General features: G+C 71.6%; 25 protein-coding genes, 1 tRNA gene and 1 pseudogene. 15 read left to right on the forward strand and 12 right to left on the reverse strand.

Annotation, left to right across the window (positions count from 1 at the left end; all coding sequences use genetic code 11):
• Positions 1-222: 222 nt before the first annotated feature.
• From nhaA to ACGFZF_RS08185, 4 genes are all read left to right on the forward strand, one after another.
• Complete coding sequence (nhaA, locus tag ACGFZF_RS08170; protein WP_393552059.1) at positions 223-1620, forward strand: Na+/H+ antiporter NhaA; 1398 nt, start codon at positions 223-225, stop codon at positions 1618-1620.
• 55 nt (positions 1621-1675) lie between these two features.
• On the forward strand, positions 1676-2152 hold the full coding sequence (locus tag ACGFZF_RS08175; RefSeq protein ID WP_356776252.1) for a phage holin family protein: 477 nt from the start codon (positions 1676-1678) through the stop codon (positions 2150-2152).
• Positions 2149-3084 (forward strand): alpha/beta fold hydrolase, encoded by a 936-nt coding sequence (locus tag ACGFZF_RS08180; RefSeq protein WP_393552062.1) that lies wholly within the window; start codon positions 2149-2151, stop codon positions 3082-3084. The genes ACGFZF_RS08175 and ACGFZF_RS08180 overlap by 4 nt, the downstream gene beginning before the upstream one ends.
• Before the next feature lie 106 nt (positions 3085-3190).
• Positions 3191-3379 (forward strand): hypothetical protein, encoded by a 189-nt coding sequence (locus ACGFZF_RS08185; RefSeq protein ID WP_147978943.1) that lies wholly within the window; start codon positions 3191-3193, stop codon positions 3377-3379.
• 18 nt (positions 3380-3397) lie between these two features.
• On the opposite strand, the gene ACGFZF_RS08190 is transcribed toward ACGFZF_RS08185, so the two are convergent.
• The 3 genes from ACGFZF_RS08190 to nth are packed head-to-tail and all read right to left on the reverse strand — an operon-like array spanning position 3398 to position 6233.
• Positions 3398-4597 (reverse strand): MarP family serine protease, encoded by a 1200-nt coding sequence (locus ACGFZF_RS08190; RefSeq protein ID WP_393552064.1) that lies wholly within the window; start codon positions 4595-4597, stop codon positions 3398-3400.
• Between the two features lie 47 nt (positions 4598-4644).
• Positions 4645-5367, reverse strand: coding sequence for an NUDIX hydrolase (locus tag ACGFZF_RS08195; RefSeq protein WP_393552066.1), 723 nt, complete (start codon positions 5365-5367; stop codon positions 4645-4647).
• Between the two features lie 47 nt (positions 5368-5414).
• A complete protein-coding gene (gene nth / locus ACGFZF_RS08200; RefSeq protein WP_393552068.1) occupies positions 5415-6233 on the reverse strand; it encodes an endonuclease III in 819 nt (272 codons plus the stop codon).
• Between the two features lie 442 nt (positions 6234-6675).
• On the opposite strand from nth, the gene ACGFZF_RS08205 reads away from it, so the two are divergent.
• Positions 6676-7350 (forward strand): Crp/Fnr family transcriptional regulator, encoded by a 675-nt coding sequence (locus ACGFZF_RS08205; protein ID WP_015034542.1) that lies wholly within the window; start codon positions 6676-6678, stop codon positions 7348-7350.
• Between the two features lie 114 nt (positions 7351-7464).
• Here ACGFZF_RS08205 and ACGFZF_RS08210 read toward each other — a convergent pair whose 3' ends face one another.
• The 5 genes from ACGFZF_RS08210 to ACGFZF_RS08230 all read right to left on the reverse strand — a co-directional run bounded on the left by ACGFZF_RS08210 (position 7465) and on the right by ACGFZF_RS08230 (position 10851).
• A complete protein-coding gene (locus ACGFZF_RS08210) occupies positions 7465-8349 on the reverse strand; it encodes a prohibitin family protein (RefSeq protein ID WP_393552070.1) in 885 nt (294 codons plus the stop codon).
• A gap of 86 nt (positions 8350-8435) precedes the next feature.
• Entirely contained in the window at positions 8436-9266 is an 831-nt protein-coding gene (locus ACGFZF_RS08215; protein ID WP_393552072.1) for an MBL fold metallo-hydrolase, read from the reverse strand.
• Positions 9263-10129, reverse strand: coding sequence for an NUDIX hydrolase (locus ACGFZF_RS08220; RefSeq protein ID WP_393552074.1), 867 nt, complete (start codon positions 10127-10129; stop codon positions 9263-9265). The genes ACGFZF_RS08215 and ACGFZF_RS08220 overlap by 4 nt, the downstream gene beginning before the upstream one ends.
• A gap of 96 nt (positions 10130-10225) precedes the next feature.
• Positions 10226-10696 carry a RidA family protein gene (locus tag ACGFZF_RS08225; protein WP_393552076.1) on the reverse strand — a complete coding sequence of 157 codons (471 nt, stop codon included), beginning with the start codon at positions 10694-10696 and terminating at the stop codon, positions 10226-10228.
• Entirely contained in the window at positions 10693-10851 is a 159-nt protein-coding gene (locus tag ACGFZF_RS08230) for a DUF4177 domain-containing protein (protein WP_356603612.1), read from the reverse strand. The genes ACGFZF_RS08225 and ACGFZF_RS08230 overlap by 4 nt, the downstream gene beginning before the upstream one ends.
• Before the next feature lie 72 nt (positions 10852-10923).
• Between ACGFZF_RS08230 and ACGFZF_RS08235 the strand changes: the two genes are divergently transcribed.
• Together ACGFZF_RS08235 and ACGFZF_RS08240 are read left to right on the forward strand one after the other, a co-directional pair.
• Positions 10924-11895: an ArsA family ATPase gene (locus ACGFZF_RS08235; protein WP_393552079.1), complete on the forward strand. Its 972-nt coding sequence runs from the start codon at positions 10924-10926 to the stop codon at positions 11893-11895.
• Between the two features lie 164 nt (positions 11896-12059).
• Complete coding sequence (locus ACGFZF_RS08240; RefSeq protein ID WP_393552944.1) at positions 12060-13376, forward strand: ArsA family ATPase; 1317 nt, start codon at positions 12060-12062, stop codon at positions 13374-13376.
• Between the two features lie 252 nt (positions 13377-13628).
• On the opposite strand, the gene ACGFZF_RS08245 is transcribed toward ACGFZF_RS08240, so the two are convergent.
• Complete coding sequence (locus ACGFZF_RS08245) at positions 13629-13973, reverse strand: WhiB family transcriptional regulator (protein ID WP_026058363.1); 345 nt, start codon at positions 13971-13973, stop codon at positions 13629-13631.
• 664 nt (positions 13974-14637) lie between these two features.
• On the opposite strand from ACGFZF_RS08245, the gene ACGFZF_RS08250 reads away from it, so the two are divergent.
• Complete coding sequence (locus ACGFZF_RS08250) at positions 14638-16872, forward strand: transglycosylase domain-containing protein (protein ID WP_393552081.1); 2235 nt, start codon at positions 14638-14640, stop codon at positions 16870-16872.
• A 103-nt stretch (positions 16873-16975) separates the two neighbouring features.
• Here ACGFZF_RS08250 and ACGFZF_RS08255 read toward each other — a convergent pair whose 3' ends face one another.
• The gene (locus tag ACGFZF_RS08255; RefSeq protein ID WP_147978933.1) at positions 16976-17440 is read right to left on the reverse strand and encodes a GatB/YqeY domain-containing protein; all 465 of its coding nucleotides are present in this window, start codon (positions 17438-17440) and stop codon (positions 16976-16978) included.
• A 101-nt stretch (positions 17441-17541) separates the two neighbouring features.
• Between ACGFZF_RS08255 and ACGFZF_RS08260 the strand changes: the two genes are divergently transcribed.
• The 3 genes from ACGFZF_RS08260 (at position 17542) to ACGFZF_RS08270 (ending at position 20007) form a co-directional block, all read left to right on the forward strand.
• The gene (locus ACGFZF_RS08260; protein ID WP_393552083.1) at positions 17542-18480 is read left to right on the forward strand and encodes a metallophosphoesterase; all 939 of its coding nucleotides are present in this window, start codon (positions 17542-17544) and stop codon (positions 18478-18480) included.
• Between the two features lie 175 nt (positions 18481-18655).
• Positions 18656-18729: transfer RNA gene (locus tag ACGFZF_RS08265), tRNA-Pro, on the forward strand.
• A 252-nt stretch (positions 18730-18981) separates the two neighbouring features.
• Positions 18982-20007 carry an NAD-dependent epimerase/dehydratase family protein gene (locus ACGFZF_RS08270; protein ID WP_392582834.1) on the forward strand — a complete coding sequence of 342 codons (1026 nt, stop codon included), beginning with the start codon at positions 18982-18984 and terminating at the stop codon, positions 20005-20007.
• A 9-nt stretch (positions 20008-20016) separates the two neighbouring features.
• Here the strand turns inward: ACGFZF_RS08270 and ACGFZF_RS08275 are convergent.
• Positions 20017-20171, reverse strand: a pseudogene (locus ACGFZF_RS08275) (DNA-binding response regulator); the annotation flags it as partial.
• A gap of 152 nt (positions 20172-20323) precedes the next feature.
• On the opposite strand from ACGFZF_RS08275, the gene ACGFZF_RS08280 reads away from it, so the two are divergent.
• The 4 genes from ACGFZF_RS08280 to ACGFZF_RS08295 all read left to right on the forward strand — a co-directional run bounded on the left by ACGFZF_RS08280 (position 20324) and on the right by ACGFZF_RS08295 (position 23948).
• On the forward strand, positions 20324-21040 hold the full coding sequence (locus ACGFZF_RS08280) for a glycosyltransferase family 2 protein (RefSeq protein WP_393552086.1): 717 nt from the start codon (positions 20324-20326) through the stop codon (positions 21038-21040).
• Entirely contained in the window at positions 21037-21657 is a 621-nt protein-coding gene (locus tag ACGFZF_RS08285; protein ID WP_392582832.1) for a DUF2064 domain-containing protein, read from the forward strand. Before ACGFZF_RS08280 ends, ACGFZF_RS08285 begins: the two co-directional genes overlap by 4 nt.
• A complete protein-coding gene (locus ACGFZF_RS08290) occupies positions 21654-22310 on the forward strand; it encodes a class I SAM-dependent methyltransferase (RefSeq protein WP_392582831.1) in 657 nt (218 codons plus the stop codon). The genes ACGFZF_RS08285 and ACGFZF_RS08290 overlap by 4 nt, the downstream gene beginning before the upstream one ends.
• A 138-nt stretch (positions 22311-22448) precedes the next feature.
• Entirely contained in the window at positions 22449-23948 is a 1500-nt protein-coding gene (locus tag ACGFZF_RS08295) for a glycosyltransferase 87 family protein (protein ID WP_392582830.1), read from the forward strand.
• Positions 23949-24037: 89 nt separating this feature from the next.
• Here the strand turns inward: ACGFZF_RS08295 and ACGFZF_RS08300 are convergent, their stop codons facing one another.
• The gene (locus ACGFZF_RS08300; RefSeq protein ID WP_392582829.1) at positions 24038-24367 is read right to left on the reverse strand and encodes a TfoX/Sxy family protein; all 330 of its coding nucleotides are present in this window, start codon (positions 24365-24367) and stop codon (positions 24038-24040) included.
• Positions 24368-24389: the final 22 nt, after the last annotated feature.

Raw genomic sequence — 24389 nt, forward strand, 5'->3', positions numbered from 1 at the left:
TGCGCCCGCCCCGGTACATCCGGGGCGGGCGCCGCCGTCTGAACGGCCGCCGCCGACGGGCCCCGGCGGCCGTTTGTCCCTAGGGTGACGTTCACCGGACGCTCTCCCCGGGTCGTTGGGTAAGGTCAGGAACGCGTCAGTGACGCGACACGAAGACCCAGGTGCGCCGGGAAGTCTGGTCGGCATGTGCTCCGCCCTGCCCACCTACCGGAGGTCGACACCGTGCCCGCGCCCGCACCCCCCACCGGCCGCAAGTTCCTCGGCAGGCTGTCGCTGCCCGAGCGGCGGTACCTCGCCGACGCGCTGCGGGCCGAGACCGTCGGCGGGATCCTCCTGCTCATCGCCGCCGTCGCCGCACTCGTCTGGGCCAACACCTCCCCCGCGAGCTACGCCTCCGCGCAGGACGTCCACTTCGGCCCCGCCGCCCTCGGCCTGGACCTCTCCCTGGAGCACTGGGCCGCCGACGGCTTCCTCGCGGTCTTCTTCTTCGTCGCCGGCATCGAGCTCAAGCGCGAGCTCGTCGCGGGCGAACTGCGCGACCCCAAGGCCGCCGCCCTCCCGGTCGTCGCCGCGGTCTGCGGCATGATCGCGCCGGCCGGGGTGTACGCGCTGACCAACCTCGTCGGCGACGGCTCGATGGACGGCTGGGCCGTGCCGACCGCCACCGACATCGCCTTCGCGCTCGCCGTCCTCGCCGTCATCGGCACCTCGCTGCCCTCCGCGCTGCGCGCGTTCCTGCTGACCCTGGCCGTCGTCGACGACCTCTTCGCGATCCTGATCATCGCGATCTTCTTCACCGGCGACATCGACTTCCTGGCCCTCGGCGGCGCCTTCGCGGGACTGGCCGTCTTCTGGCTGCTGCTCCGCGTGAACGTCCGCGGCTGGTACGTCTACGTCCCGCTCGCCCTGGTCATCTGGGCACTGATGTACAACAGCGGCGTCCACGCCACCATCGCCGGCGTCGCCATGGGCCTGATGCTGCGCTGCACCCGGCGCGAGGGCGAGGACCACTCCCCCGGAGAGCACATCGAGCATCTGGTGCGCCCCGTGTCCGCGGGCCTCGCGGTGCCGCTGTTCGCCCTGTTCTCCGCCGGCGTCAGCCTCTCGGGGAAGGCCGTCACCGAGGTCTTCACCCAGCCCGTGACCCTCGGTGTCGTGCTCGGCCTGGTCGTCGGCAAGGCCGTCGGCATCTTCGGCGGAACCTGGCTCGCCGCGCGCTTCACCCGGGCGGAACTCAACGAGGACCTGGCCTGGGCCGACGTCCTCGCCGTCGCCACCCTCGCCGGGATCGGTTTCACCGTCTCGCTCCTCATCGGCGAGCTGGCCTTCGAGGGCGACGCCGCCCTGACCGCCGAGGTCAAGGCCGCCGTCCTGATCGGCTCGCTGATCGCGGCGGTGATCGCGACGGTCCTGCTCAAACTGCGGGTGCGCAGGTACCGGGCGCTGCTGGAGGACGAGGAGCGCGACGAGGACCAGGACGGCATCCCCGACATGTACGAGCAGGACGATCCGGGGTACCACCTCCGGATGGCCGAGATCCACGAGCGGAAGGCCGCCGAGCATCGCGAGCGCGCCCGACTCGCGGGGGCGTCGCGCGACGACGCCGACCGTCCGGCATGATCTGAGGTCGGACGCACAAGAGAATTCGGACCGTAGAAGAGAAAAGGGAGCAGCGATGAGCGACCCGGTCAACGGAGCCGAGCGCAGCCTCGGTCAGCTGGTCGCCTCGGCGACCGCCGAGATGTCCGCACTGGTGCACGACGAGATCGCCCTGGCGAAGGCCGAGATCAGGCAGGACGTCAAGCGAGGCGTCATGGGCGGCGCGGCCGGCGGGGCCGCGGCCACCGTGCTGCTCTTCTCGCTCCCGATGCTGAGCTTCGCGCTCGCCTACGGCATCCAGGCCTGGAGCCACTGGCACATCTCGGTCTGCTTCCTGCTCTCGTTCGCCGCGAACGTGCTGCTCGCGGGCCTGCTCGGGCTGATCTCGTACGCCAAGTTCAAGAAGGTCAAGCCGCCGGAGAAGTCCATCGCCTCCGCCAAGCAGACGGCCGCGGTCCTGCAGAACGCCAAGCCGCACCCGCGGCCCGAGCGCCCGGCGCTGACGGCGTCGGTCCAGGACAAGTCCCTCACTGTGGGACGCTCGTCTGCATGACCGTCCCCGAGAGCAGCACCGGCAGTGGCAGTCCCATCCGCATCGACGGGCCCTGGACCCATCGCGACGTGGCCGCCAACGGCGCGCGCTTCCACATCGCCGAGATGGGCGACGGGCCGCTCGTGCTGCTCCTGCACGGCTTCCCGCAGTTCTGGTGGACCTGGCGCCACCAGCTGCCCGCGCTCGCCGAGGCCGGCTTCCGGGCCGTGGCGATGGACCTGCGCGGCGTGGGCGGCAGCGACCGTACGCCCCGGGGTTACGACCCCGCCAACCTGGCGCTCGACATCACCGGCGTGATCCGCTCCCTCGGGGAGCCGGACGCCGCGCTGGTCGGCCACGACCTGGGCGGGTACCTCGCCTGGACGGCCGCCGTCATGCGGCCGAAGCTGGTGCGCCGGCTCGCGGTCTCCTCGATGCCGCACCCCCGGCGCTGGCGCTCGGCGATGCTCGCCGACTTCTCGCAGTCTCGGGCCGGTTCGCACATCTGGGGCTTCCAGCGGCCCTGGCTGCCGGAGCGTCAGCTCGTCGCGGACGAGGCGGCACTCGTCGGGGAGCTGATCCGGGACTGGTCGGGCCCCGGGCTGCCGGACGAGGAGGCGATCGAGGTCTACCGGCGGGCGATGTGCATCCCGTCGACGGCGCACTGCTCGATCGAGCCGTACCGGTGGATGGTGCGCTCGCTCGCCCGCCCCGACGGGATCCAGTTCAACCGGCGTATGAAGCGCCCGGTACGGGTACCGACCCTGCACCTGCACGGCTCGACGGACCCGGTGATGCGTACGCGCAGCGCGGCGGGGTCCGGCGCGTACGTGGAGGCGCCGTACCGCTGGCGGCTGTTCGACGGCCTCGGGCACTTCCCTCATGAGGAGGATCCGGTGGCCTTCTCCACGGAGCTCGTCAACTGGCTCAAGGACCCCGAACCGGACCGCTGAGCCCACGCGAACCCCTGTTCCCCGAACGGCCATGTGCCCGGCGCATACTCCAATTGGCGGCCCCCCGGGCGGTTACCGACCTTGGGGCAGGGGCAGACGTCGGGGTATGGGCTGGACGCACGACTACGGTGACACGGTACGCAACCGCCGCTCGGCCGCTGGGCCGGGCGCTCACGAGAGGAGTGGCCCGCAGGACGAGGGCCGCTCACATCCCGTACAGGGCATGGGCATTTCGCGCATCCTGCGCCGCCGGGCACGCTGGGTGTCGGCCCGGCTCAGGCACACGCGCGACTGACCGGCGTCCGCCCCTCCGCTACAGCGCGCAGGCCTGGGTGTCGACCTGCTGGTCGGCCGCGCGACCCTGGATGATGTCGTCCCGGATCTCGTCGGCCGTCAGCGCGTACCCGGTGTTCTGGTCGTCGAGGGAGCGGGCGAAGATCACGCCGTAGACCCTGCCGTCCTCGGTGAGGAGCGGGCCGCCGGAGTTGCCCTGGCGGACCGTCGCGTACAGGGAGTAGACGTCCCTGCGCACCTCGCCGCGGTGGTAGATGTCCGGACCGTTGGCGCTGATGCGGCCACGCACACGCGCCGAGCGGACGTCGTACGCGCCGTTCTCCGGGAAGCCCGCGACGATCGCGTCGTCGCCGCTGCGGGCGTCCTCCTCGGTGAACCGGAGGGGCGTGGCGTCCAGGTCCGGCACGTCCAGGACGGCGATGTCGCGCTTCCAGTCGTAGAGGACGACCTTCGCGTCGTAGAGCTTGCCCTCTCCGCCTATCTGGACGGTCGGCTCGTCGACGCCGCCGACGACGTGGGCGTTGGTCATGACCCGGCGGTCGGAGAAGACGAAGCCGGTGCCCTCCAGGACCTTGCCGCACGCCGGCGCGGTGCCGACGACCTTCACGATGGAGCGCTGCGCGCGGGCGGCGACCGGGCTGCCGGCGAGCGCCGGGTCCGGCGGCCGGACCTCGGTGATGGGCTCGTTGGCGAACGGGCTGAAGACCTGGGGCAGGCCGTTCTGGGCGAGGGTCGAGGTGAAGTTCGCGAACCAGGTGGACGCCTGATCGGGCATCACCTGTTCCACGCCCAGGAGCACCTTGGAGCTGCGCACCTCCTTGCCGAGCGTGGGCATCGAGGTGCCGGCGAGGGCGGAGCCGAGGAGCCAGGCGACCAGCAGCATGGCCACGACGTTGACGAGCGCGCCGCCGGTGGCGTCCAGGGCGCGTGCCGGCGACCAGGTGATGTGGCGGCGCAGCTTGTTCCCGAGATGGGTGGTGAACGCCTGCCCGACCGAGGCGCAGACGATGACCACGATCACGAAGAGGACGGTCGCCGTCGTCGAGACCTGCGAGTCGTCCGTCAGCTGGTCCCAGATGATCGGGAGCAGGAAGACGGCCACGAGGCCGCCGCCGAGAAAGCCGACGACGGACAGGATGCCGACCACGAAACCCTGGCGGTAGCCGATGATCGCGAACCACACGGCGGCGAGCAGCAGCAGGATGTCCAGCACGTTCACCGTCAATAGCCTCGCAGATTCGTCCGGGGTCGCCCTGGGTCAGCCTGTCATGAGCGCCAGTCCAACGGGACCTGCTTGGACCGGTCCCATGGACGCTCCCAGCCCGCGAAGTGAAGCAGCCGGTCGATCACGCCGGCGGTGAAACCCCAGACCAGAGCCGATTCGACCAGGAAACCGGGGCCCTGGAAGCCGCTCGGATGGACCGTCGTGGCGCGGTTGGCCGGGTTCGTGAGATCCGACACGGGGACGGTGAAGACCCGGGCGGTCTCGGCGGGGTCGACCACCCCGACCGGGGTGGGGGTGCGCCACCAGCCGAGGACGGGGGTGACCACGAAGCGGCTGACCGGGATGTAGACCCGCGGCAGCACGCCGAAGAGCTGGACCCCCGAGGGGTCGAGGCCGGTCTCCTCCTCGGCCTCGCGCAGCGCTGCCCGCAGCGGCCCCCCGTCCTCCGGGTCGCCGTCCTCGGGGTCGAGCGCGCCGCCGGGGAAGGAGGGCTGGCCGGGGTGCGAGCGCAGGGTGCCGGAGCGCTCCATGAGGAGCAGCTCGGGTCCCTGCTCGCCCTCGCCGAACAGGATCAGGACGGCGGACTGGCGGCCGCCGGTCTCGGGCGGCAGGAAGCGGCTGAGCTGCTCGGGCCGGACGGTGCGGGCCATCCGGTCGACCGGGGCGAGCCAGCCGGGGAGCCCGTCACCCCGGAGCATGCCCGCGGTCGCGGGTCCGTGCGTCCGGCCGTGGGCCGATTCCCTGTCTTCTTCCGTGCGCGTCATAGGCACCCCCGTGGTTCACAACGCGATCGACGTGCGGGTTCGTTCCCTCATGCGCCCGCTCCCAGAGGGGAGGCGGGAATGCCCGGATAGTCCGGGGGCGGGTTCAGCCGCTGGCCCGGATAGCCGCCCTTCTCGTACTTCAGGAGCTTGCGCGCCTTCTCGGGGTCGGTCTCGCCCTCGCCGTACGCCGGGCAGAGCGGCGCGATCGGGCAGGCGCCGCAGGCCGGCTTGCGGGCGTGGCAGATACGGCGGCCGTGGAAGATCACCCGGTGCGAGAGCATCGTCCACTCGCTCTTGGGGAAGATCGCGGCGATCTCGGCCTCGATCTTGACCGGGTCCTCCTGCTCGGTCCACTTCCAGCGGCGGACGAGGCGCATGAAGTGGGTGTCGACGGTGATGCCGGGCACGCCGAAGGCGTTGCCGAGGACGACGAAGGCGGTCTTGCGGCCCACGCCGGGCAGCTTGACCAGGTCGTCGAGGCGGCCGGGGACCTCGCCGCCGAAGTCGTCCCTGAGGGCCGTGGCCAGCCCCATGATCGACTTGGTCTTGGCGCGGAAGAAGCCGGTCGGCCGGATCAGTTCCTCCACCTCCTCGGGGACGGCCGCGGCCAGGTCCTCGGGAGTGGGGTACTTCGCGAAGAGCGCGGGCGTGGTCTGGTTGACCCGCAGATCGGTGGTCTGGGCGGAGAGCACCGTGGCGACGAGCAGCTCGAAGGGGTTCCGGAAGTCCAGCTCGGGATGGGCGTAGGGGTAGACCTCGGCGAGTTCCCGGTTGATCTTCCGGGCGCGGCGGACCATCGCGAGCCGCGACTCCGGCCTGGCGGCGGGCTTCTTCGGCTTCGCCGTACGGACGTTGCTCTCTGCCATGCCCGAAGGCTACGCCGGACAGCGCAGCGACGTGCCGCCGAACGGCGGGCGGCGGGGGCGCGGGCGGACCTGAACGGCGGGCGGCGGGGGCGCGGGCGCGGGGAGGGACCGGACCGCGAGGAGGAAGAGGGAGGGGAGCGGTCCGTCACCGAACTGCAGAGCGAGGAAGCCCCGGAGGAGGGCGGACGGGACGGGCGAACGGCCGTCGCACCGCTGCCGGGGAGCTGTTCGCCCACAGCGGAATCACGCCTTGTGGGCGCTCTGTGCAGCCCCTCGGGCCCGGGCTCCCACCGGCGAGTTGGGCGAAACGGCCCCCTGACGCACGACCGGACGCGCCGGTACGTCAGACTTGTGTCGGACCCTTGTGATCGATCGCACTGTTTTCCGGTGCGGCATCATGGGGATGCACCGTCCCCTGAGCAGGTCGACAAGGAGAGAATTCGTGGACGACGTTCTGCGGCGCGCCCCGCTCTTCGCGGCGCTCGATGACGAGCAGGCCGCGGAGCTGCGCGCCTCGATGAGTGAAGCGACGCTCGCCCGTGGCGACGCGCTCTTCCACGAGGGCGACCCCGGCGACCGCCTGTACGTGGTCACCGAGGGCAAGGTGAAGCTCCACCGCACCTCCCCCGACGGCCGCGAGAACATGCTGGCCGTCCTCGGCCCCGGCGAGCTCATCGGCGAGCTGTCCCTCTTCGACCCGGGTCCGCGCACCGCCACGGCGACCGCGCTGACCGAGGTCAAGCTGCTGGGTCTGGGCCACGGCGACCTCCAGCCCTGGCTGAACGCCCGGCCCGAGGTGGCCACCGCGCTGCTGCGCGCCGTCGCCCGCCGGCTGCGCAAGACCAACGACCAGATGTCCGACCTGGTCTTCTCCGACGTGCCGGGCCGGGTGGCCCGCGCGCTCCTCGACCTGTCGCGCCGCTTCGGCGTGCAGTCGGAGGAGGGCATCCACGTCGTGCACGACCTGACGCAGGAAGAGCTCGCCCAGCTGGTCGGCGCCTCCCGCGAGACGGTCAACAAGGCCCTGGCGGACTTCGCCCAGCGCGGCTGGCTCCGCCTGGAGGCCCGCGCCGTGATCCTGCTGGACGTGGAGCGGCTCGCGAAGCGCTCGCGGTAGGCACACCCCGTACGTACGCGAAGGGCCGCCCCGGTCGAACCGGGGCGGCCCTTCGCGTGTCCGGCCCCGGACCCGGCCGACCGCCGGACCCGGGGCCTGTCAGGACAGGAGCTACTAGCGCTTCGAACCGTCGACGATCAGCGGGTTGCCGGTGCCGCCGCCGCAGGGGACCGCGTAGACCGGGTTCTTCGCCGAAGCCTCCTTGTACGCCTCGATGCACTGGTTCATCAGGACCTTGTCCGTCAGCGAGTCGTTCAGGATCTTGTTGGCGCGGGCGATGCCCTCGGCCTCGATACGGCGCCGGTCGGCCTCGGCCTTGGCCGTGCGGGCCGCCTCGGTCGCGCGCTCGGTCGCCTGCTGCTGCTGGATCTTCCGGTCGATCTGGCCCTGCAGGGCGTCCGAGGGCTTCACGTTGCGCAGGTTGACCGTGGTGACGGCGATGCCGCGCGGCGCGAGCCGCTCCTTGATCAGGTCGCCGATCTCGGCGTTGATCTTCTCGCGGTCGGTGGCGTAGCCCTGCTCGCTCGTGTAGCGCGCGAAGACGTTGCGGACGATCTCCCGGCTGTCGGGGTAGACCAGCCGCTGCTGGATCGCGTCCTCGCTGCCCGCGAGCCGGTAGAGCTCGACGGCCTTGGCCGGGGTCACCGCCCACTTCACGGTCACCTCGGCGTACATGACACCGCCCTGGGAGGAGCGGACCTCGACGACGTCCTTGTCGGACAGGTTGAGGTCGACCGGGCGGGTGGAGAAGGTCGTGACGTCGGTGAACGGCGACTTGACGTGCATGCCGGAGGTCATCGGCGTGCCCACCTTGCCGAACGCGACCGGGACGCCGACCTCGTACGCGCTGACGACGTACAGGGTCGAGCCCAGCAGCGAGAAGACGCCGGCGATCAGCGCGCCGAGAGCGCCGAGCTTCAGCCCGCGCGTGTCGTTGGCGCGGGCCACGAAGTAGAGGACCACCGCCGCGATGAGCAGCAGGATCGATATGACGAACATGTGCGTTCCCCCGAGTGATACGGCCAGAAGTAAGCGGAGCGTAAAGCACGAGCCAAAAGTTCCGCTTTCCGGGGGTACCGCCTCGGTCAGATCAGGCCATGCTCCTTCAGGTACTCCAGCTGCGCCAGGACCGACAATTCGGCAGCCGGCCACAGGGAGCGGTCCACGTCCGCGTAGACGTGGGACACCACCTCGGACGAGGTCAGGTGGCCGTTCTCGACCGCCGTCTCGACCTGGGCCAGGCGCGACGCGCGGTGGGCGAGGTAGAACTCCACGGCCCCCTGAGCGTCCTGCAGGACCGGCCCGTGGCCCGGCAGCACGGTGTGGACGCCGTCGTCCACCGTGAGCGAGCGCAGCCGGCGCAGCGAGTCGAGGTAGTCGCCGAGCCGGCCGTCGGGATGGGCCACCATCGTCGTGCCGCGCCCCAGGATCGTGTCGCCCGTCAGGACGGCCCCGTCGGCGGGCACGTGGAAGCAGAGCGAGTCCGAGGTGTGGCCGGGCGTCGGCACCACCCGCAGCTCCAGGCCGCCCACCGCGACGACCTGTCCGGCCGCGAGACCCTCGTCCCCCAGCCGCAACGCGGGATCGAGCGCCCGCACCCGCGTCCCGGTCAGCTCGGCGAAGCGCCCCGCGCCCTCCGCGTGGTCCGGGTGGCCGTGGGTGAGCAGGGTGAGGGCGATCCGCTTGCCGAGCTTCTCGGCCGTGGCCACGACGTGCCGCAGGTGGCCCTCGTCGAGCGGACCGGGGTCGACGACCACCGCGAGGGCGGAGTCCGGCTCGGACAGGATCCACGTGTTGGTGCCGTCGAGGGTCATCGCGGACGGGTTCGGCGCGAGGACGTTCACGGCACGGTCCGTCGCGCGGCCGGACAGGGCCCCGCCCCGGGGCTGACCGGGAAGTGCGGCGGCGTCGGTCATCCCGTGCCCCCCGTGGGAATGTGCTTGGTGAACTCGTCGTGGCCCGGCCAGCTCAGGACCAGCTCGTCGCCGTCCAGACGCGCCTGGGCGAGGACGGGAGTCATGTCCTGCTCCCGCGCCGCGTCCAGCGCGTCGGCCGCGCCTCCGAGGGGCAGCAGGCTCCGCAGGGTCGAGATGGTCGGGGGCATCATGGTCAGCTCGCCGCGGTCGTACCCGGCGGCGGCGTCCGCCGGGCGGATCCACACCGTGCGGTCCGCCTCGGTGGAGGCGTTGCGGGTGCGCTGGCCCTCCGGCAGCACGGCCACGAAGAACCAGGTGTCGTAGCGCCGGGGCTCGAACTCGGGCGTGATCCAGCGGGCCCACGCGCCGAGCAGATCGGAGCGCAGCACGAGCCCTCGGCGGTCGAGGAAGTCGGCGAAGGACAGCTCGCGGGCGACCAGCGCCTCCCGGTCCTTCTCCCAGTCGTCGCCGGTCGTGTCGCCGACGACGGACAGGGCGGTCTCGCCGGCGAGCAGGACGCCCGCCTCCTCGTAGGTCTCGCGGACGGCCGCGCACACCACGGCCTGCGCCTGCGCCGGGTCGGGGACGCCGAGCCGCTCGGCCCAGGTCTCCAGGGACGGCCCGGCCCAGCGCACGGGGTGCTCGTCCCGCGGGTCGACGCCGCCGCCGGGATACGCGTAGGCCCCGCCCGCGAACGCCATGGAGGCACGCCGCCGCAGCATGTGCACGCTCGGCCCGCCGTCCCCGTCCCGCAGCAGCAGGACCGTGGCGGCCCGCTTGGGCGTCGCGGGGGTGAGCTCGCCCGCGGCGAGGGCGCGGATGCGGTCGGGCCATTCCGGTGGGTACCACTGACCATTCGCCATGGGCGGATCGTATGCCGGGAGGTCCGGATGTTCGAGAGCCGGTTCCTCCCCCGGACGGGGCGGAACCGGCTCTCGGCACGGCTGACGGGACCGGGATCAGGCCTGGTCGAGCTCCACCTGGACCTCGACCTCGACCGGGGCGTCCAGCGGCAGCACCGCGACGCCGACCGCGCTGCGCGCGTGCACGCCCTTGTCGCCGAGGACGGCGCCGAGCAGCTCGCTCGCACCGTTGACGACGCCGGGCTGCCCGGTGAAGTCGGGGGCCGAGGCGACGAAGCCCACGACCTTCACGACCCGCTTGATCCGGTCCAGGTCACCGGCGACCGACTTCACGGCCGCGAGCGCGTTCAGCGCACAGGTGGCCGCGAGCTGCTTGGCCTCCTCCGCGGTGACCTCGCCGCCGACCTTGCCGGTCAGCTGCAGCTTGCCCGCCACGATCGGGAGCTGGCCCGAGGTGTAGACGTACACGCCCGACTGCACGGCCGGCTGGTACGCGGCCAGCGGCGGCACGACCTCCGGCAGCGTCAGGCCCAGCTCGGCCAGCTTGGCCTCGACGGCCCCGCTCACGACTTCTCCCGCTTCAGGTAGGCCACGAGCTGCTCGGGGTTGTTCGGCCCGGGCACGACCTGGACGAGCTCCCAGCCGTCCTCGCCCCAGGTGTCCAGAATTGCCTTGGTCGCGTGCACCAGAAGCGGCACAGTCGCGTACTCCCACTTGGTCATGGGGCCGACTGTATCCGCTGCCACAGGCAGCCTCCTGCTTAGGCGGGTGCGCCAGTGGTTAGGCTCGAAGACGTGAGCAGGCTCCAGGTCGTCAGCGGCAAGGGTGGTACCGGTAAGACGACGGTCGCCGCCGCCCTCGCGCTCGCCCTCGCGACCGAGGGCAAGCGGACACTCCTCGTGGAGGTCGAAGGCAGGCAGGGCATCGCACAGGTCTTCGAGACGGAGGCCCTTCCGTACGAGGAACGCAAGATCGCCGTCGCCCCGGGCGGCGGCGAGGTCTTCGCGCTGGCCATCGACGCCGAACGCGCGCTCCTCGACTACCTCCAGATGTTCTACAAGCTGGGCAGCGCGGGCCGCGCCCTGAAGAAGCTCGGCGCGATCGACTTCGCGACGACGATCGCGCCCGGGGTACGGGACGTCCTGCTGACCGGCAAGGCGTGCGAGGCGGTCCGGCGGCGCGAGAAGCACGGCGGCTACACCTACGACCACGTCGTCATGGACGCGCCCCCGACCGGCCGGATCACGCGCTTCCTCAACGTCAACGACGAGGTCGCGGGACTGGCCAGGATCGGCCCGATACATCATCAGGCGCAGGCGGTGATGCGGGTCCTGAAGTCCCCCGAGACGGCCGTGCACCTGGTGACGCTCCTGGAGGAGATGCCCGTCCAGGAGACCGCCGACGGGATCGCGGAGCTGCGGGAGGCCGAACTTCCCGTGGGCCGGGTCATCGTGAACATGGTCCGCCCGCACGTCCTCGACGAGGCGGCGGTACGGGCGGCGGCCGGCGACCACCGGGACGCCATCGCGGCCAGTCTGGCCGAGGCGGGGATCTCCGGCGGCACGAAGCTGGTCGAGCCGCTCGTGGAGCAGGCGGCCGAGCACGCGCAGCGGGTCGAGCTGGAACGGACGCAGCGGGCGGTCCTGGCCGGCCTCGGCGACCTCGGCGTCTCGACGTCGGAACTGCCCTTCCTGGGGGACGGGGCGGACATCGCGGGCCTGTACCGGCTGGCGAAGGAACTGCGGAAGCAAGGGGTGGGCGCGTGACGGACCGAGCGGAAGCCCCGACGACGGCGGCGGCGAACCCGGCACCGGACGGCGGGGACCTCACCCGGCCCGGCGCGGACACCGGCCCGGCGGCCGCCTCCGACGGCGCCGTGCCGCCTTCCGGGGGGCCGGAAGGCGCCCTCCCGGGCAACGGCCTCGACTCCGTGCCGACGCTGGCCCTCGATCCGCTCCTCGACGACCGCGGGACCCGGATCATCGTCTGCTGCGGCGCCGGTGGGGTCGGCAAGACGACCACGGCGGCGGCGCTCGGCGTCCGGGCGGCCGAGCGCGGCCGGAAGGTCGTCGTCCTGACGATCGACCCGGCCCGGCGGCTCGCCCAGTCGATGGGCATCGACTCGCTCGACAACATCCCCCGCAAGGTCGACGGCATCAAGGGATCCGACGGCGGCGAACTGCACGCCATGATGCTCGACATGAAGCGGACCTTCGACGAGATCGTCGAGGCGCACGCGGACGCCGACCGGGCGCGGGCCATCCTGGAGAACCCCTTCTACCAGTCCCTGTCGGCCGGCTTCGCCGGTACGCAGGAGTACATGGCCATGGAGAAGCTCGGTCAGCTGCGGGCTCGCGACGAGTGGGACCTGATCGTCGTCGACACCCCGCCGTCCCGCTCCGCGCTGGACTTCCTGGACGCGCCGAAGCGGCTGGGCTCCTTCCTGGACGGGAAGTTCATCAAGCTGCTGATGGCGCCGGCGAAGATGGGCGGCCGGGCGGGGATGAAGTTCCTCAACGTCGGCATGTCGATGATGACCGGGACCCTGGGCAAGCTGCTGGGGGGTCAGTTCCTGAAGGACGTCCAGACGTTCGTGGCCGCGATGGACACGATGTTCGGCGGCTTCCGGACCCGCGCGGACGCGACGTACAAGCTGCTCCAGGCCCCGGGCACGGCGTTCCTCGTGGTGGCCACGCCGGAGCGGGACGCGCTGCGGGAGGCCGCGTACTTCGTCGAGCGCCTGGCGGCCGAGGAGATGCCGCTGGCCGGACTCGTCCTCAACCGCGTCCACGGCAGCGGCGCGGCCCGGCTGTCGGCCGAGCGGGCGCGGGCCGCCGCGGAAAATCTTGACGAGGGCGGCATGACGGATCCGGCGGCCGGGAAGACTGAGATTCGTGGCTCCCGGGCCACCATCCCCGAGCCGTCAGACATCGCCACCGCCGCCGCACGTTCCTCGCAGGACCCCCAGGCTGCCCCCACAGCCGACCCCGCGCACGACTGCGTTACCGATGTACCGGGCATCACGGAAGCACCGGATGTCCGGCGACTGACCGCAGGTCTGCTCCGTCTCCACGCCGAACGCATGCAGGTGCTCGCCCGCGAACAGCGCACACGTGATCGCTTCACCGCGCTCCACCCCGAGGTACCGGTCGCCGAGGTGGCCGCCCTGCCCGGCGACGTGCACGATCTCGCCGGGCTCCGGGCCATCGGTGATCGCCTCACGACGGGGCGCATCCCCCAGTACTGAGTGCGGCCCCGCACGTACCCCTGGGCCGCGCGGGCCGTCTCCGGCCCGGACGCTCCCGGGCGCGGGTGCCCGGTCTGCACGGGTCCCTGCCCCGACGACCACGCACGAGGGCGTGAGTTGTCGCCGGCTCACACGCGGTCTCGGACGACTGCGGGCGGAGGGCGTCCGGCCCACCGCCTCGTCCGTCGCGTGGTGCGGTACCGGGGCACGTCGGCCCGGCACGATCCCCCACAGCGGACCCCTGGGCTCGCCCTATCCCACCGCCGCGTACGCCTCGTACGTCGCGTCGTCCTCCATCGCCACGGGCAGCAGGCCCGCTCCCCGCTCGTACTCCGTACGCGCGGTCTCCAGCAGTCGCCGCCACGACGTGACGGTCGGCCGCCGCCGCAACAGGGCGCGCCGCTCGCGCTCCGTCATGCCACCCCACACGCCGAATTCCACCCGGTTGTCCAGTGCGTCGGCCAGGCACTCGGTCCGCACCGGGCATCCGGTGCACACCGCCTTCGCCCGGTTCTGCGCCGCTCCCTGAACGAACAGTTCATCCGGATCGGTAGTGCGGCAGGCCGCCTGCGCACTCCAGTCAGCTACCCAGCCCATACCGGCGCCGTCCTCTCCCGAATCGAGGCTCCCCCACGGCGGCAGCGGCATATTCACCGCTGCCAGTTGAGGACGTTACGGAAGGCGGGCACAGCGCAACACCCCCTTCGGGCCCAATCTTGAATGGCCCGAACGGACTATGCGTAGGCGGCAGATCACCCAGGGGAGTGATCGCAGGACATACGTCACCAAACCGACGAACCTGGACAGTTCGCCCGTCTCTCACGGAGTCACACAGGGCGTCGAGTGACGCATGGGGCGTATTCGGGCATGGCTTCCCACGATTCGGGTTCGTGGGAATTCACGCCGTAGTCACGCCCGGGTCTTGATGCAGGACCACACTGCTGTGACAGTTGAGAGCAGCTTAGGCCAAGGCATATACGCGTGTCCGGCGAATGAGAACGTAGGCCCCTCGCCTTGCCGCGCCGTCACGTTCAGGGGGTGAGCCCTCCGTTCACGGCGCGGCGGAACAACCGCTGGTGCCACGCTCCGGCGTCCGGTCCGGGGTCGGTGGCCAGGGCAGGGCCCGGGCCGCACTCGGCCGGTCACGCTGCGGGGCGGCCGCACGGCCCGGCTACCAACGGATGTCACGGTCTGGTACTCGAACGCTCCGAGAGGCACCCGCTCCTACGGAACGCTCATCACTACGGATTAGGCTGCCCCCATGGCAAAGAAGCGCTCGGGCGGTGGTCTGACCGGGACCCAGCAGGCCGCCAAGTTCCTCGGTGTCAGTGTGCTCTCCGGAGCCGTGCTGGCGGGCATCGCCCTGCCCGCGGCCGGAGCACTGGGGCTGGCGGCGAAGGGCACGGTCGAGGGGTTCGACGAGATCCCCTCCAACCTGAAGACGCCACCGCTGAGTCAGCGCACCACCATCCTCGACTCGTCGGGCGGCCACCTCGCCACGGTGTACTCCCGCGACCGCAAGGTCGTGCCGCTGGAGAAGATCTCTCCGTACGTGCAGAAGGCGATCGTCGCGATCGAGGACTCGCGCTTCTACGAGCACGGCGCGGTCGACCTCAAGGGCGTGCTGCGCGCGATCAACCGCAACGCCCAGTCCGGCGGTGTGGCCCAGGGCGCCTCGACGCTGACCCAGCAGTACGTGAAGAACGTCTTCGTCGAGGAGGCCGGTGACGACCCCGAGAAGGTCGCCGAGGCCACCCAGCAGACGATCGGCCGCAAGGTGCGCGAGCTGAAGTTCGCGATCCAGGTCGAGGAGGAGCTCGGGAAGAAGAAGATCCTCGAGAACTACCTCAACATCACCTTCTTCGGTCAGCAGGCCTACGGCATCGAGGCGGCGTCCCAGCGCTACTTCTCCAAGCCGGCCGCCGACCTGAAGCTGGAGGAGGCGGCCATGATGGCCGGGCTCGTCCAGTCGCCGAGCCGCTACGACCCGGTCAACGACATCCAGGAAGCCACCAAGCGCCGCAACGTGGTCCTCCAGCGGATGGCCGACGTCAAGGACATCAGCCAGGCCGAGGCCGACCGGGCCAAGGCCGCGCCGGTCACGCTGAAGGTGAAGACCCCGAAGAACGGCTGCATCACCGCCGTCGACGGGGCCGGCTTCTTCTGCGACTACGTCCGCAAGACGATCCTCAGCGACCCGGTCTTCGGCAAGACGCCCGAGGAGCGGCAGAAGCTGTGGAACCTCGGTGGCCTGACCATCCGGACCACGCTCGACCCCCGCGCGCAGGAGGCGGCCAACGAGGCCGCCGTGGCGAAGATCAACGAGGACGACAAGGTCGCCGCCTCGGTGGTCCAGGTCAAGCCCGGCACCGGCAAGATCCTGTCGATGGGCCAGTCCCGTCCGTACGGCCTGGACCAGAAGCAGCACCAGACCACGCTGAACCTGGCCGTCGGCAGCAAGATGGGCGGCACGACGTACGGCTTCCAGGTCGGCTCGACCTTCAAGCCGATCACGGCCGCCGCGGCCCTGGAGAAGGGGCTGAGCCCGGCCCAGTCCTTCGCCACGCCGTGGAAGATCTCGGTGCCGATGAACTCGTTCACCACCTGCGCGGGCGGCCCGGCCGGCGGCGGCAACTGGGACCTCCAGAACGAAGTGGAGTCCGAGGCCGGCAGCTGGGACATGACGAGCGCGCTCGGCAAGTCCATCAACACCTACTTCGCGCACCTGGAGCAGATGACGGGTCTGTGCGAGACGGTGCAGATGGCGAAGAAGATGGGCTACGAGGGGAGCCTGGGCAAGAACCTCAAGGAGCTCCCGTCCATCACCCTCGGCGGCCAGGAGAGCACCCCGCTCGACATGGCCTCGGTGTACGCCACCTTCGCCAACCGCGGCACGTACTGCACCCCGATCGCCATCGAGTCGATCACCACGGCCAACGGCGAGAAGCTGAAGGTGCCGCAGACGCAGTGCTCGCGGGCGATGAACGAGCGCACCGCGGACACCGTCAACCAGATGCTGAAGGGCGTGGTCGAGGACGGCACCGGTCAGAAGGCCGGCCTGAGCGACCGCGACAACGCCGGCAAGACCGGAACGACCAACGACCGCAAGGACGCCTGGTTCGTCGGCTACACCCCGAACCTGTCCACCGCCGTCTGGGTCGGTGACGACGTCGGCGAGAAGACCTCGATGTTCAACATCACCATCGGCGGCGTCTACTACGACAAGGTCTGCGGTGGCTGCCTCCCGGGTCCGATCTGGAAGATCGCGATGACCGGGGCGCTCAACGCCTCCGAGACGCCGGGCTTCGTGCCCGTCTCCGTGCCGCGCGGCGAGAAGCCGGAGGACAAGGAGAAGGACAAGGACAAGGGCAGGAACAAGCCGGGCGACAAGCCGGGCGACACCAACCCCTTCCCCGGGATCACGATCCCGCCGGACCTGATCGGCGGCGGCAGCAACCGCGGCCAGGGCGGCGGGGGCGGCGGCAACGGTCCGTAAGGGCCCCGCCGACACCCGCGAACGCCGAAGGGCGCCCCCTGGAGTCCAGGGGGCGCCCTTCGGCGTTCCGGCGGGCCCCGTCCGGGCCCGCGGGTTGCGGGAGTCAGCCCGCGAGCAGCTTCTTGACGGCGGCGGCGACGCGCCCGCCCTCGGCCCGGCCGGCCACCTTCGGGTTCACGATCTTCATGACGGCGCCCATCGCGCGGGGCCCCTCGGCGCCGGCACCGGTGGCCTCCGCGACGGCCGCGGCCACGATCTGCTCCAGCTCGTCGTCGCCGAGCTGCTGGGGCAGGTACGCGTCGAGGATGACGCCTTCCGCCTTCTCGCGCTCGGCGGACTCGGCGCGGCCGCCCTGGGCGAACGCGTCCGCGGCCTCGCGGCGCTTCTTCGCCTCCTTGGCGATCACCTTCTGCACCTCGTCGTCGGAGAGCTCGCGCTTGGTCTTGCCCGCGACCTCCTCCTTGGTGATCGCGGAGAGGGTGAGCCGCAGCGTCGAGGAGCGGAGCTCGTCGCGCTCCTTGATGGCGGCGTTGAGGTCGTCCTGCAGCTTGGCCTTGAGCGTGGTCATGGGGACAAGTGTGTCAGGTGAGGTGCGTCGACCGCCCGCGCATTAACGCCGTGCAGCGATCCCGTCCCGAAGTGCCCCGTGGGGTCTGCGACGATGGGGGAATGCGCGCACGGTACGGAATCCCCCTGAAGATCACGGCAGGTCTCACGGCGACGGCCGCCGCGGGACTGGTCTACGCCGCGGGCTTCGAAGCCCGTTCGTTCCGCCTCCGCCGCGTCACGGTTCCCGTACTGCCGCGCGGAATGCGCGATCTGCGTGTCCTTCAGGTCTCCGACATCCACATGGTGTGCGGCCAGCGCAAGAAGCGGGCCTGGCTCCAGTCGCTCGCGGGGCTGCGCCCCGACTTCGTCGTCAACACCGGTGACAACCTCTCCGACACCGAGGCCGTCCCCGAGGTGCTGGACGCGCTCGGGCCGCTGATGGACTTCCCGGGCGTGTTCGTCTTCGGGTCCAACGACTACTACGGCCCCCGGCTGCGCAACCCCGCCCTCTACCTGCTGGAGAAGGCCCAGGGCCGGCACGGCCTGAACGGCAACAAGCCGGTGCAGGGCGCGGTGCACAACCCGTGGGAGGATCTGCGGGACGCCTTCGACGAGGCGGGCTGGGTGAACCTGACGAACACCCGCGGGCGGCTCAAGCTCCCCGGCCTGGAGCTCGCCTTCACCGGCCTGGACGACCCGCACATCAAGCGGGACCGGTACGAGCGGGTGGCCGGCGGTCCGGACACCTCGGCCGACTTCACCGTGGGCGTGGTCCACGCACCGTACCTGCGCGCTCTCGACGCCTTCACGGCGGACGGCTACGAGCTGATGCTGGCGGGCCACACGCACGGCGGGCAGCTGTGCATCCCCTTCTACGGGGCACTGGTGACCAACTGCGACCTGGACACCGACCGGGTGAAGGGCCTGTCCACCCACACGGTGGCGGACCGGACGTCGTTCCTGCACGTCTCGGCGGGCTGCGGCACCAACCGCTTCACCCCCGTCCGGTTCGCCTGCCCGCCCGAGGCGACCCTTCTGACCCTGACCGCACGGGCCTGAGCCGTGCACCTTCTTGCGTCGGGGGTCATGCCGACGCCGAAGTCCGCCGCCGGGACCACGACCGGGACCGCTTCCGACCTGCGCCGAGGGCCCGCCGAAACCGGATTTCGTCTCCGGGCGCCGGTGGGCTAAAGTAATCGATGTCGCCGCGACGTGAAGAACAGAGCAGCGACATCGGGGTGTAGCGCAGCTTGGCAGCGCGCTTCGTTCGGGACGAAGAGGTCGTGGGTTCAAATCCCGCCACCCCGACAGAGAAGTACCAGGTCAGGGGTCTGATTCGAGAGATCGAATCAGACCCCTGACTGGCTTTGTAGATCGTTTGGGAGAAATCCGGGAGACGATCTTGGTCGGAGTCTCCCGGGGAGGTACGCCGCGGCTGCCGTGTGGCACGACCGCGACGTCCGGCTCTCCTGTGCGTTCGTGAAGCGGATCGTCTTACCGATCCGTGACGTGCGGCCCGTCGGACACCTCGCCGGGACCGGGGCGGCATAACTTCGGGGCATGCGCGTACTTGTGACTGGAGGAGCGGGCTTCATCGGCTCGCACGTCGTCGCCGAGCTGATCGGACGCGGGCACCACCCAGTGGTGTTCGACATGGCGGAGGACGGCCGGGACGTACGGGACCCGAAAGCGGTACGGGACGCCCTGGCCGGGGTCGACGCGGTCTGTCACCAGGCGGCCAAGGTGGGCCTGGGCAAGGACTTCGGGGACGCACCCGGATACGTGTCGGCCAATGACCTCGGTACGGCGGTGCTGCTGGCCCAGATGGCAGAGGCGGGGGTGCGGAGGCTGCTACTCGCCGGATCGATGGTCGTCTACGGCGAGGGACGGTACGCGTGCGACGCGCACGGCGTGGTCCGACCCGGACCCCGCGCCGAGGCCGATCTGAAGGCCGGTCGGTTCGAGCCGCGCTGCCCGGACTGCGGCGCCGAACTGTCGCCCGGTCTGGTCACGGAGGACGCGCCAATGGACCCCCGGAACGTCTACGCCACCACCAAACTCGCGCAGGAACACCTCGCGGCCTCATGGGCCCGGGCGATCGAGGGACGCGTGATCTCGCTGCGCTACCACAACGTCTACGGGCCGGGAATGCCGCGCGACACCCCGTACGCGGGCGTGGCCGCCCTGTTCCGGTCCGCGCTCGCGCGCGGCGAGTCGCCGCGCGTCTTCGAGGACGGCGGGCAGCGGCGGGACTTCGTCCACGTACGGGACGTGGCATCGGCCAACGCGACGGCGCTGGAGGCGTTGCCGGAGGGGCCGGCCTTCGCCGCGTACAACGTCGGGAGCGGCGATCCACGGACCGTCGGCGACATGGCCGAGGCTCTGGCCGCCGCGTGCGCTGGGCCGTCCCCGGTCGTCACCGGCGAGTACCGGCTGGGCGACGTCCGGCACATCACCGCCGACTCCGCGCGGCTACGCAGCGAGCTGGGCTGGCGTTCGACGGTGCCGTTCGCAGACGGGATGGCCGAGCTCGCGGGCGGCGCGGAAGGGGCTCAGTGGGAGGCCGGACTCGCTCGGCAGCCGTAGGGCGGCAGTGGGCTCACAGGGGCGACTGGTCACGTAGTCGTCCGCGCCAACTTCCGGGCCCAGGATCCGTCGTCCTCGTCACCGCGCTCGGTCAGCATGATGCCCGGGACTGGTGGGCTCCCGTTCTCCCGTGCGCGCAGCCGGCGGCAGACCTCCAGCCCGTCGCGGGCTCTCCCTGTCAGTCATTGCCATGGCCCCTGGTTGTCACCCGTCCGGCCGCTGCTCTGGCGCAGGTAGCCCTCCTCCGGGATAGCGTCCGCGTTTTGTAAGGACTGGAAGGGGCGTTTCCCGCTCCTCGGTTCCTACGGTGTGGAGGGTGACTTCATCTGCTTGCGCGCCGCCCCTCGCGGACCTCGTCCTGCCGTGCCTCGACGAGGCCGAAGCGCTCCCCTGGGTGTTGGCGCGGGTGCCCGCCGGGTGGCGGGCCATCGTCGTCGACAACGGGTCCACCGACGGCTCCGCGGAGATCGCCCGAAGCCTCGGGGCGACCGTCGTCCGCGAGAGCCGGCGTGGTTTCGGTGCTGCCTGCCATGCCGGGCTGCTCGCGGCCCGCGCCGATCTAGTCTGCTTCTGCGACTGCGACGCCTCGTTGGACCCCGGACTGCTCGCCCCGATGGCCGCGCGAGTGGCAGCGGGAGAGGCAGATCTGGTGCTCGGGCGTCGACGCCCGCAGGGGCGAGGTGCCTGGCCCCCTCATGCCCGCGCCGGGAACCTCGCCCTCGCCCGGATGCTGCGGCACCGCACCGGACTCCGGCTGCACGACCTCGGGCCGATGCGGGTGGCACGCCGAGAGCCCCTCCTCGGGCTGGAGCTGACCGACCGGCGCAGCGGCTACCCGCTCCAAATGGTCGTACGGGCCGCGGATGCGGGCTGGCGGGTCGCCGAGACGGACGTCCCGTACCTGCCCCGCTCGGGGAAGTCGAAGGTCACCGGGACGTGGCGGGGCACCTGGCATGCCGTGCGCGACATGCGCCGGGTACTCGCCGAGCCGCCCGGCGCACGGTCCGTCGTGGCCGGGGAGGTCTCCGTATGAGCACCCTTCTCGTCATCGCCAAGGCGCCCGTGGCGGGTCGGGTCAAGACACGTCTGACCCCGTACTTCACCCCGGAGCAGGCAGCCGGGCTGGCCCGCGCAGCGCTCCAGGACACGCTCGAGGCTGTGCTCGACGCTCCCGCCGAGCGCCGTGTTCTGGTTCTCGAAGGGCGACCGGGGTCCTGGGTGCCCGAGGGCATCGAGGTCCTTCCACAAGGTGCCGGCGGCCTCGACGCCCGACTGGCCGCGGCCTTCTCCCACGTCGAAGGGCCGACCCTCCTCATCGGCATGGACACCCCCCAGGTCACCCCGAGCCTCCTCGCCCAGGGCCTCGACTTCAGCGAGACGGATGCCTGGTTCGGCCCGGCGGACGACGGTGGGTTCTGGGCACTCGGCCTGGCCGAGCCGGACCCGGCACTGCTCCTCGGCGTCCCGATGTCGGTGGCGCACACCGGGCGGGAGCAGCGCCGACGGCTGACCGCGTCCGGGCGGACGGTACGGGACCTGCCCGAGCTGTGCGACGTGGACACCCCGGCCGACGCGGCACAGGTCGCGGCCGCCATACCCGCCACGCGCTTCGCCGCCCTTCACCGTGGCCTGTGCGCGGTGACGCGGTGACCGCCCAACTGGCCGAACCCGCCCCCGCCTGGCGAGCCGACCCGTACACCGAGGCGCTCCGCACCGGCCGTGGACCGCTCTACCTGCGCCGAGGCGACGGCTGGCTGCTGCCCCTGGAGGTCGAGCGATGGTGCGCCGAACCCGACGAGGCCGACACCACCGTCCTCGACCGCTGCGCGGGTCCTGTCCTGGACGTCGGGTGTGGCCCCGGCCGCCTCGTCACTGCCCTCGCCGCACGCGGCCACCGGGCTCTCGGGGTGGACGTCACCCCGGAGGCGGTGGCCCGCACCGTCCGCGCGGGAGGCAGCGCCCTGTGCAGATCGGTCTTCGATCCTCTGCCTCGCGAGGGTGGCTGGGACACGGTGTTGCTCATGGACGGCAACATCGGCATCGGTGGCGACCCGGCCGCCCTGCTCCGCCGCGCCGCCCGGCTCGCCTCACCGTCCGGCTCCCTGCTGGTCGAGGTGGCCACCGCCGACGTCGACGAACGCGTCGAGGTCCACGTCGACGACGGCCGCGGCGGCCGCGGAGCGCCCTTCCGGTGGGCCCGGCTCGGCACCCGGGCGCTCTGCGCCGAGGCCCCGAAAGCCGGCTGGACCCGATCCCTCACCTGGCAGGCCGCGGGCCGCGACTTCGTGAGCCTGCGCCGCTGACGACGCAGCGTGGAGGGGCTGACACGGGACGGGCCGCCTCTTGCGCTGTCCCGCATGACGCGCCCGCGTACCCCTTCCAGCAGGCGGACCCACACCAGCCCTCCATGCGGGGCCCTGAGCACCTTACGAAACACGGACATGCGGGACGCCATGCCGCACTTCCAGGACGGTTCCTGGAACGCTGCGGACGTGAACTCGCGCACCGCCCTCACCGCCACGGTCCTCGCCATCCTCACCACCGTCCTCGTACTCACCGTCCGGTTCGACGGCTACCGCGCCGACCCGGGCGGGCTGTTCTGGTGGTACGTAGGGTGCTGGGTGCTCTTCGCCGGCGCTCTGCTCGCGCTGCGCCGGGTTCCGTCCTCCCATGTCGTGCCCCTGCTCGTGGTCGGGGCGATCGCCGTCACGGTGACCGGCCTCGTGGCGCCGCCCCGGACCAGCACCGACTCGTACCGCTACGCCTGGGACGGCCGCGTCCAGTCGGCCGGCATCTCCCCGTACGACCACGCCCCGCAGGACCCGGAGCTGGTCTGGCTGCACGACCCGTGGCTCTTCCCCAAGGGCGCGGCCTGCACCGGCCCCGGCCGTGCCCGCATCCCCCACACCGGACCGGTACCGCACTGCACGCGTCTCAACCGGCCCGCCGTGCACACGATCTACCCGCCCGTCGCCGAGGCGTACTTCCTGGCCGTCGACCAGCTCTCCCCTGAGAGAGCCCGGCACAAACCCCTCCAGATCGGCTCCGGCCTGGTCTCCCTGGGTGTGACCGGCGCGGTGCTGCTGATCCTGCGCCGCAGGGGCGCGGACCCGCGCCGGGCCGCGTACTGGGCGTGGTGCCCCGTCGTGCCCATCGAGGCGGTCAACAACGCGCATGTGGACGTCCTCGGGGCGCTGTTGGCCGTGATCGGACTCGGACTGCTCGCCGTCCTTCCGCATCGCCGGTCCGCCGGTGGGCTGGTCCTCGGCGCCGCCATCGCCACCAAGCTCATGCCCGCCATCGTCCTGCCGGGGGCGCTGTCCGGTGTCCGCCGCGTCCGCGACGCGACCGCGGTGCTGCTGCCCGCCGCCGCGTTCACCGCGCTCGCCTACCTGCCGTACGTCCTCCTCTCGGAGGGCTCCGTCTTCGGCTACCTCGGCGGCTATGTGGAGGAGGAAGGCTACGACGACCCCGCCGCCGGACCCCGATACGCGCTGCTCCGCCTGGTCCTGCCCGACGGCTGGGCTCTCCCGGTGACCCTCGCCGTCATGGCGGGCGTGTCCCTGTACGTGATGTGGCGCGGTGACCCGCGACGGCCGTGGAGCGGCGCGCTCCTGGTCACGGGCTGGGCGTTCGTCCTCCTCACGCCCGGCTACTCCTGGTACGCCCTGCTCCTGGTCGCCCTCGTCGCACTGGACGGACGCTGGGAATGGCTGGGCGTCGCTCTAGCGGGCCCGGCCGTCTACGTCTTCGGCCGGGTCTTCGCCGAACGGGAGCCGACGGCCGCGATCGCGTACGGTCTCGCGGCCCTCCTCGTTCTCGCGGCCAACGTGGTGCGGCGGCGGCGCGGGACCGGCGGGAGTCAGCCCGAGGACGTCTCCATCCAGGCATCGGGGCCCGGGTCGCCGCCCTCGGCGCGAACCGCGAGCCGGCCGACGTAGCGGCGCCAGCCCTCGGCGTGCGCGGCGCCCGCCTCTAGGTGCTGCGGCAGCGGCAGGTCCGAGGCAGGCAAAACCGTCCGCGACCCCTGTCACTTGGGCGGAAGCGTGCTCGCGAAACCCAAAGCCGTCGTGATCCAGTGGCCGAGGACCCGGTCGTCCGCGAGAGCGGGGCCTGCGACGGTCACCCAGCCGCGCATGGGCTTGCCGGTGAAGTCCATCGGTCGGGCCTCCGGGCGGGCCAGGGCCTCCTCGGCGTGTTCGGGGCCCACCCGGGCGATGAGCTCTTGGCCGACGACGCCGACGGTCATGTTCCCGCCCAGCAGGAAGGCCAGGCCGCCGAACATCCGCTTCTCGGTGAGGTCCGGCCGCTCACCGAGCTCCTCCCTGATCCGCTGGGCCAGCCCTTCGTCGTACGTCATGGAACCCACTCTCCCCCACGTC

The sequence above is a fragment of the Streptomyces sp. NPDC048338 genome, from assembly GCF_043201055.1.
Lineage (GTDB): Bacteria > Actinomycetota > Actinomycetes > Streptomycetales > Streptomycetaceae > Streptomyces.

Bases quoted from the DNA above. Each gene is read 5' to 3' on its own strand.
- ACGFZF_RS08175 (WP_356776252.1), top strand. From the start codon at position 1,676: ATGAGCGACCCGGTCAACGGAGCCGAGCGCAGCCTCGGTCAGCTGGTC.
- ACGFZF_RS08180 (WP_393552062.1), top strand. From the start codon at position 2,149: ATGACCGTCCCCGAGAGCAGCACCGGCAGTGGCAGTCCCATCCGCATC.
- ACGFZF_RS08185 (WP_147978943.1), top strand. From the start codon at position 3,191: ATGGGCTGGACGCACGACTACGGTGACACGGTACGCAACCGCCGCTCG.
- ACGFZF_RS08195 (WP_393552066.1), bottom strand. From the start codon at position 5,367: ATGACGCGCACGGAAGAAGACAGGGAATCGGCCCACGGCCGGACGCAC.
- nth (WP_393552068.1), bottom strand. From the start codon at position 6,233: ATGGCAGAGAGCAACGTCCGTACGGCGAAGCCGAAGAAGCCCGCCGCC.
- ACGFZF_RS08210 (WP_393552070.1), bottom strand. From the start codon at position 8,349: ATGTTCGTCATATCGATCCTGCTGCTCATCGCGGCGGTGGTCCTCTAC.
- ACGFZF_RS08215 (WP_393552072.1), bottom strand. From the start codon at position 9,266: ATGACCGACGCCGCCGCACTTCCCGGTCAGCCCCGGGGCGGGGCCCTG.
- ACGFZF_RS08220 (WP_393552074.1), bottom strand. From the start codon at position 10,129: ATGGCGAATGGTCAGTGGTACCCACCGGAATGGCCCGACCGCATCCGC.
- ACGFZF_RS08230 (WP_356603612.1), bottom strand. From the start codon at position 10,851: ATGACCAAGTGGGAGTACGCGACTGTGCCGCTTCTGGTGCACGCGACC.
- ACGFZF_RS08245 (WP_026058363.1), bottom strand. From the start codon at position 13,973: ATGGGCTGGGTAGCTGACTGGAGTGCGCAGGCGGCCTGCCGCACTACC.
- ACGFZF_RS08250 (WP_393552081.1), top strand. From the start codon at position 14,638: ATGGCAAAGAAGCGCTCGGGCGGTGGTCTGACCGGGACCCAGCAGGCC.
- ACGFZF_RS08255 (WP_147978933.1), bottom strand. From the start codon at position 17,440: ATGACCACGCTCAAGGCCAAGCTGCAGGACGACCTCAACGCCGCCATC.
- ACGFZF_RS08260 (WP_393552083.1), top strand. From the start codon at position 17,542: ATGCGCGCACGGTACGGAATCCCCCTGAAGATCACGGCAGGTCTCACG.
- ACGFZF_RS08270 (WP_392582834.1), top strand. From the start codon at position 18,982: ATGCGCGTACTTGTGACTGGAGGAGCGGGCTTCATCGGCTCGCACGTC.
- ACGFZF_RS08285 (WP_392582832.1), top strand. From the start codon at position 21,037: ATGAGCACCCTTCTCGTCATCGCCAAGGCGCCCGTGGCGGGTCGGGTC.
- ACGFZF_RS08295 (WP_392582830.1), top strand. From the start codon at position 22,449: ATGCGGGACGCCATGCCGCACTTCCAGGACGGTTCCTGGAACGCTGCG.
- ACGFZF_RS08300 (WP_392582829.1), bottom strand. From the start codon at position 24,367: ATGACGTACGACGAAGGGCTGGCCCAGCGGATCAGGGAGGAGCTCGGT.